Raw genomic sequence first — 6,569 nt, 5'->3', positions numbered from 1 at the left:
CCGCATCGGTGACGCGTCCTGGCTCGTCGACGGATTCCCCGCCGTCTGGCAGGCACAAGCGGCAGGGCGGATCAGCTCCGCCCACGCCCGGGTCATCATCGATGCCGGCTCCCACCTGGAGGACGACACGACACGGGCGGCATATGCGGCGGCGGTGCTGCCGTTCGCCGAGGTCGAGTCCCCGAACCGGTTACGGCCGATCGCGAACAGGATCGCGGAACGCTTCCACCCCCGCAGCATCGACGACCGCCACAAGGCCGCACGCCCGAAACGACGCGTCTGGACAGCGGATGCCGACGACGGCATGGCCGACCTGCACGTCCACGCCCCCGCCGTGCTCATCCACGCGATGATGGACCGCCTCTCCCAGATGGCACACCGCCTCCGCGAAGAGAACCAGAAAGCGAAACGAGACGCCGCCACGGCCGGGATCCCGTTCGACGCAGACGACCGCACCGTGGACGAGATCCGCGCCGACCTCATCGCCGCCCTCGTCCTCACCGGCACCCCCACCGGCCACGACACCACCGACACACTCCTCACCGAGATCCGCGCCCACAACGAGATCACCGTCCCCATCACCACCCTCATGAACACCGACCTCGCACCGACGAGCGAGGAACAGGACAACGCCGACACAACCGCGACGCAGCCAGGCACGGATGACATGGACGACAGCATGAGAGAGAGCCAGGAGCTCGGTAGTACCGCTCATCGGCACAGCGCCCCCGGCGGCGATGACGACATCGAGGCCGCTTCGCCTCCCGTGCACCCGCCCGCGCTCCTGGACGGCACTGCACCGATGGACACCCATACCGCCAGGATCCTCGCCGGTACCGCCACAGGGTGGGACCGCGTCCTCACCCATCTCCACACCGGAGCAATGCTCGCCGTCGACCGTTACCGCCCCTCCGAACAGCTCCGCAGACACCTCAGATCGCGCGACCAGCGCTGCCGATTCCCCACCTGCGGACTCCCCGCACGCAAATGCGACCTCGACCACAACGACGACGCCCAGTTCGGTGGACCGACGCAAGACGACAATCTCGCCGCTCTCTGCCGTCGGCATCACACGCTCAAACATGCTTCTCCGTGGCACGTGACGCAGATCGGCGGGGGAATCCTGGAATGGTCCAGCCCGGCGGGGCACGTCTACGTCGATCGCGCGCCCGTACCGAACACCGTGGTCTTCGCGTCGTCGCCGGAGCGCTCCGCACCATCGACGACGACAGGAGGCGGCCTGAAGAGTCAGGAACGAACGCCAGACCCAACCCGGAGAGCCTCCTTCCCGCCGTTCGACCTCGTGGGCAGCATCCGTCCGCCGTTCTGATTCCGCCCTTCGCGCGCGAGGACGCGGCTCTGCCTCTCTCCTCCCCGGCAGACGGTCTCCGCCCGCTCCCGTCCGACCTAGACTCGACGGGTGTCATGGAATCGCCGAGTGTTCTCGCTCTCACTCGACGACCGCACGGCAAAGCTGGTGCAGTCGCGACGGCGACCCGGTCGCTATGAACTCAGCGTCGATGGAATTCCGCAATCCGTCGTCTCGATGACCGACCCCACCTCCCTGGAGTATGCGTACATCCAGCACATCGCCCGCGCGATGGATGCCGCAGCTTCGCCCGATGCGCCGCTGTTCACCGTGCATCTGGGAGCCGGAGCACTCACGCTGGCGCGCTACGTCGAAGCCACGCGACCCGGATCACCTCAGATCGTGGTCGAGTTCGAGCCCGCGCTCTTCGCCGCCGTGATCTCCGCGCTGCCTCTGCCACCCGGCTCCGACGTTCGAGTCATCTTCGGCGATGCGCGGGCGGTCGCAGACGCGGAGCTTCCGGACGAGAAGCCGTCGCCCGAGCACTCGTCTCCACTCCGCGACCTCGGCGCCGCCGCGACGGGGAGCACCGCGATCGACACCGACTGGGTGAATGCGCAGTTCACCGTCGTCGATCTCTGGGATGCCGCGGTCATCCGGCATCGCGTGGCCAGCCAGGAGTTCTACCGCCGGGTCGCCGCGCGCTCCGCAGTCGCCGGAGTCGTCGCCGTGAACCTGCTCGACGGGCATCCGTTCGAGTACTCGCGGCGACAGGCGGCCACGCTGAGGTCCGTGTTCGATCACGTCGCTGTCGTTCTCGACGCAGAACCGGAAGACGATGAAGGGCCACTCGGCAACGTCGTCGTCTTCGCGAGCCAGGAGCCGCTGGACATCGCGACGAGCCCCGATCTCCTCGGCACACCGCGACCTCACTTTCTCCACGACGGCCCTCTCACGGCGTGGATCTCCGATGCACGCATCATGACCGACGCCGACGGCACCGACTCTCCCGACCCCGACGACCCGATCTGGAACTAGGGCACCGCATCCCCGAGGCCTGCGACGTATTCCTCCTCTCCGCATGGAACGAGCCGCCCGCCCTCGAGAGGGCGGACGGCTCGCGAGTCCCGGCTGTACCGGGACGGTGTATCCGCTTACTGGTACGACTTGACGATCTCGAGCAGGCTCGGGACGTTCGCGTAGGCCTCTGCGGCGTTCTCCTTGGTCACGATGACCGGGTCGAGCAGGTAGGCGGGGACGATCTTGACACCGTTATCGTACTGCTCGGTGTCGTTCACCTCGACCTCTTCGCCCTTCTGGAGCTCATCGACCATCTTGATGCTCTGCTCGACGAGCAGCGACGTGTCCTTGTTGATCGTGGAGTACTGCTTGCCCTCCATGATCGACTTGACGGACTCGACCTCGGAGTCCTGACCCGTCACGACCGGAACCGGCTTGCCGGCCTGCTCCACCGAAGTGATGATGGCGCGGGCGAGCGTGTCGTTCGGCGACAGCACGCCGTCGAGCACCGTGTCACCACCGTACGAACCCGTGAGCAGGGTGTCCATGCGGTTCTGCGCGTTCTCCGCCAGCCAGCCCTCGGTCGCCGTCTGCGCGATCTCGGTCTGACCCGACACCACGTTCAGCGTGCCGTCGTCGATCTTCGGCTGCAGCACCTTCATCGCACCGTCGAAGAACACGGCCGAGTTCGCGTCGTCCGGCGAACCCGAGAACAGCTCGATGTTGTACGGAGCCTCGTGACCCGCGCGCTCGGCGAGACCGTCGAGCAGGGCCTGGCCCTGCAGTTCGCCGACCTTGAAGTTGTCGAACGCGACGTAATAGTCCACCGCGTCGGTGTTCTCGATCAGTCGGTCGTACGCGATGACGTAGGCGCCGGCATCCTTGGCCGCCTGCACCTGCGTGGCCAGCTGCTTGCCGTCCTTCGCACCGATGATGATGACCTTGGCGCCGTTGGTGACCATGGCCTGGATCTGGTTCTGCTGCTCGGCGACCGTGTTGCTGGCGGGCGCGTACTGCACGTCCGCCTTGTAGCCGGCCGCCTCGAGGCCGTCCGTGAACAGCTTGCCGGCGAGAACCCAGTTCTCCGACGTCTTGTCGGGAAGCGCGACACCGATCGTCGCGCCCGCCTCGAAGCCGGATGCCGCCTCCTCACCGGAGCCGGACGTGCCCGCGTCTCCCCCACGGTCCGACGAGCAGCCGGTGAGGGCGAAGGCGCCTGCGACGACAAGCGCTGTCGCCGAAACAAGGATCTTCTTCATGTGATCTCTTTCTCTGGTGTATGTAAGGTCCGGGCGCGTGGGACGCGCGGTCGAACCCCTACTTTCCGCTCGTCTTGTCGACGGGTGGGGCTTGGTAGGTCTGGTTGGGTCGGAAGGTCTCTGTGGCGGGATCCACCTGGCGGGCCGAGCGACGCATGAGGAAGCCGATCAGCGAGGGCCGTCCCTGCTGCTTGTTCCACACGTCGATGCCGACGGCGAGCAGCAGCACGCCGCCCTTGATCATCGAGACGACGTCGGCGCCCTGGCCGAGCAGCTGCAGTCCGTTGTTCAGGAACGCCATCACGAGACCACCGACGATCGAGCCGATGACGGTTCCGATACCGCCGGCGACGGCCGCGCCACCGATGAAAACACTGGCGATCGCATCGAGCTCCCAGCCGTTGCCGTCACCGGGGCCCGACGCCTGCGAACGGGCGACGAAGATCATGCCTGCGAGCGAGGCGAGCACGGACATGTTCATCATCACGAAGAAGTCGACCCAGCGGTCCTTCACACCCGACAGTCGGGCGGCCTGGCGGTTGCCGCCGACCGCGTAGATGTGACGGCCGAACACGGTGTTGCTCGTGACGAACGAGTAGATGATGACGAGCGCCAGCAGGATCAGTCCGGGAACCGGGAAGCTCGTACCAGGGCGACCGGTCGCGAACATCCAGCCCGCCGCGAGCACGACGACCGACAGCAGCACGACCTTGGTGACGCTGACCCACACGGGTGCGCTCTCGGAGCCCATCTTGTGCTGCACCCGACGGGTGCGGATCTCCCAGAACACGAGCCAGGCAACACCGAGCAGGGCGAGGATCATCGTGGGGACGTTGAACGGGAGCGGCAGCGCGACCTCGGGGAGGTAGCCGTTTCCGATGATCTGGAACTCCTTCGGCACCGGCACGGTCTGCGAGTTGCCGATCCACTGGTTCGCACCACGGAAGAACAGCATCCCGGCCAGCGTCACGATGAACGCCGGGACCCCGACGTAAGCGACCCAGAAGCCCTGCCACGCACCCACCAGCACGCCGACGCCGATCCCGAGCAGGATCGCCAGCGGCCAGGGAAGGTGCCAGTCCGTCATCGACTTGGCGACGATGATCCCGGTGAAGGCGGCGACCGAACCGACCGAGAGATCGATGTGGCCCATGATGATGACCATCACCATGCCGATCGCGAGGATCAGGATGAACGAGTACTGGTTGATGACGTTGATCAGGTTGCCCGAGGTGAGCGTCGCTCCCCCTGGCCCGTTGCGCAGCAGCGTGAGGATCTCGAACAGCAGGATGATGACGATGAGGCTGCCGAGGATTCCGAACTGGCGCAGCGACGAGGTGCCGCCGCCGCCGAACATCTTGGTGATGTCGCCGAAGCGGAACGGCCGCTTCGTGGTGGTGAGATCAGTGGTCATGCGGATGCTTTCTGGTTCGCGGAGGTCATGCTGCGCATGAGGGCCTCGGGTGTCGCCTGATCGGCCGGGATGCAGTCGGTGACCCGACCTTCGAAGACGGTGTAGATGCGGTCGGAGATGCCGAGCAGCTCGGGCAGCTCGCTGGAGATCACGATCACGCCCTTGCCCTGGGCGGCGAGCTCGTTGATGATCGCGTAGATCTCGTACTTCGCACCGACGTCGATGCCACGGGTGGGCTCGTCGAGGATCAGCAGATCGGGATCGGTGAACATCCAGCGGGCGAGCACGACCTTCTGCTGGTTGCCGCCGGAGAGCTTGCCGACGCCCTCCTCGACGGAGGGGGTCTTGATCCGCAGCGCCTTGCGGTACTGCTCTGCGATCGCGTACTCCTGGCGGGAGTCGACGACGCCGCGCGTGGCGATCTTCGACAGCTTCGCCGCGACCACCGACCGCTTGATCGTGTCGAGCAGGTTCAGACCCAGCACCTTGCGGTCCTCGCTGACGTAGGCGAGACCGTGCTTGATCGCGGATGCGACGTCGGGCAGGACGATCTCCTGACCGTCCTTGATGATCTGCCCGCTGAGGAACGTGCCGTACGAGCGGCCGAAGATGCTCATCGCGAGCTCCGTGCGGCCGGCGCCCATGAGGCCGGCGATGCCGACCACCTCACCACGACGCACGTTGATGCTCGAGCCCTTCACGACCATGCGCTCCGACACGCTCGGATGCTGCACCCACCAGTCCTTGACCTCGAAGAACACCTCGCCGATCTGCGGCGTGCGATCCGGATAGCGGCTCTCGAGCGACCGGCCGACCATGCCACGGATGATGCGGTCCTCGTTGATCTCGCCGCGCGAGATGTCGAGCGTCTCGACCGTACGGCCGTCGCGGATGATCGTGATCTCGTCGGCGATCTGCTCGATCTCGTTGAGCTTGTGGCTGATGATGATCGACGCGATCCCCTTGGCCTTGAGCCCGAGGATCAGGTCGAGCAGATGCTGCGAGTCGTTCTCGTTCAGCGCGGCGGTGGGCTCGTCGAGGATGAGCAGCTTGACATCCTTGTTCAGTGCCTTCGCGATCTCGATCAGCTGCTGCTTGCCGACGCCGAGCGTCTTGATCTGGACATCGGGGTCCTCGTTCAGCCCGACTCGGGCCAGCAGCTCGACCGCGCGCGCCTTCTGCGCCTGCCAGTCGATGCGTCCGAACCGGCGGATCTCGTTCCCGAGGAAGATGTTCTCGGTGATCGAGAGCTCGGGGATCAGAGCGAGCTCCTGGTGGATGATGACGATCCCGGCCTGCTCGCTCGCGGCGATGTCGCGGTAGCGCTGTTCCTGCCCGTAGAGCAGGATGTCGCCGTCGTAGGAGCCGTACGGGTAGACCCCGGACAGGACCTTCATGAGGGTGGACTTGCCGGCGCCGTTCTCGCCGCAGATCGCATGGATCTCGCCCGAGCGGACGGTGATCGACACGTCGGACAGCGCCTTGACCCCGGGGAATTCCTTGGTGATGTCGCGCATCTCCAGGATGGGGCCGGAAACGACCGGCAACGTTGCTGTGGTGCTCACGG

5 protein-coding genes are annotated in these 6,569 nt (G+C 66.0%); 2 read left to right on the top strand and 3 right to left on the bottom strand.

Annotation, left to right across the window (positions count from 1 at the left end; all coding sequences use genetic code 11):
* Together ACI3KS_RS12635 and ACI3KS_RS12630 are read left to right on the top strand one after the other, a co-directional pair.
* Nucleotides 1-1,330 (top strand): DUF222 domain-containing protein (locus tag ACI3KS_RS12635; protein WP_404918804.1); only part of this gene is annotated, 1,330 nt, incomplete at its 5' end.
* Between the two features lie 90 nt (nt 1,331-1,420).
* On the top strand, nt 1,421-2,347 hold the full coding sequence (locus ACI3KS_RS12630; protein WP_404918802.1) for a spermidine synthase: 927 nt from the start codon (nt 1,421-1,423) through the stop codon (nt 2,345-2,347).
* 116 nt (nt 2,348-2,463) lie between these two features.
* Here the strand turns inward: ACI3KS_RS12630 and ACI3KS_RS12625 are convergent, their stop codons facing one another.
* From ACI3KS_RS12625 to mmsA, 3 genes are read right to left on the bottom strand one after another with little or no spacing between them, the layout of a single operon-like run.
* Nucleotides 2,464-3,588: a substrate-binding domain-containing protein gene (locus tag ACI3KS_RS12625; protein WP_404918800.1), complete on the bottom strand. Its 1,125-nt coding sequence runs from the start codon at nt 3,586-3,588 to the stop codon at nt 2,464-2,466.
* Nucleotides 3,589-3,646: 58 nt separating this feature from the next.
* Nucleotides 3,647-5,002, bottom strand: a complete 1,356-nt coding sequence (gene mmsB / locus ACI3KS_RS12620) for a multiple monosaccharide ABC transporter permease (RefSeq protein ID WP_404918798.1) — start codon at nt 5,000-5,002, stop codon at nt 3,647-3,649.
* Nucleotides 4,999-6,519, bottom strand: a complete 1,521-nt coding sequence (gene mmsA, locus ACI3KS_RS12615; RefSeq protein ID WP_404918810.1) for a multiple monosaccharide ABC transporter ATP-binding protein — start codon at nt 6,517-6,519, stop codon at nt 4,999-5,001. The genes mmsB and mmsA overlap by 4 nt, the downstream gene beginning before the upstream one ends.
* Between the last annotated feature and the right edge of the window lie 50 nt (nt 6,520-6,569).

Source organism: Microbacterium sp. ZW T5_45 (genome assembly GCF_044987415.1).
GTDB lineage: Bacteria > Actinomycetota > Actinomycetes > Actinomycetales > Microbacteriaceae > Microbacterium.
Note: the sequence above shows the minus strand (reverse complement) of the source record. Positions and strands in the feature narration are given on the sequence as shown.

What these genes read in the sequence shown, in the direction of transcription:
- ACI3KS_RS12625 (WP_404918800.1), bottom strand. Translation starts at nt 3,588, where the DNA reads ATGAAGAAGATCCTTGTTTCGGCGACAGCGCTTGTCGTCGCAGGCGCC.
- mmsB (WP_404918798.1), bottom strand. Translation starts at nt 5,002, where the DNA reads ATGACCACTGATCTCACCACCACGAAGCGGCCGTTCCGCTTCGGCGAC.
- mmsA (WP_404918810.1), bottom strand. Translation starts at nt 6,519, where the DNA reads ATGCGCGACATCACCAAGGAATTCCCCGGGGTCAAGGCGCTGTCCGAC.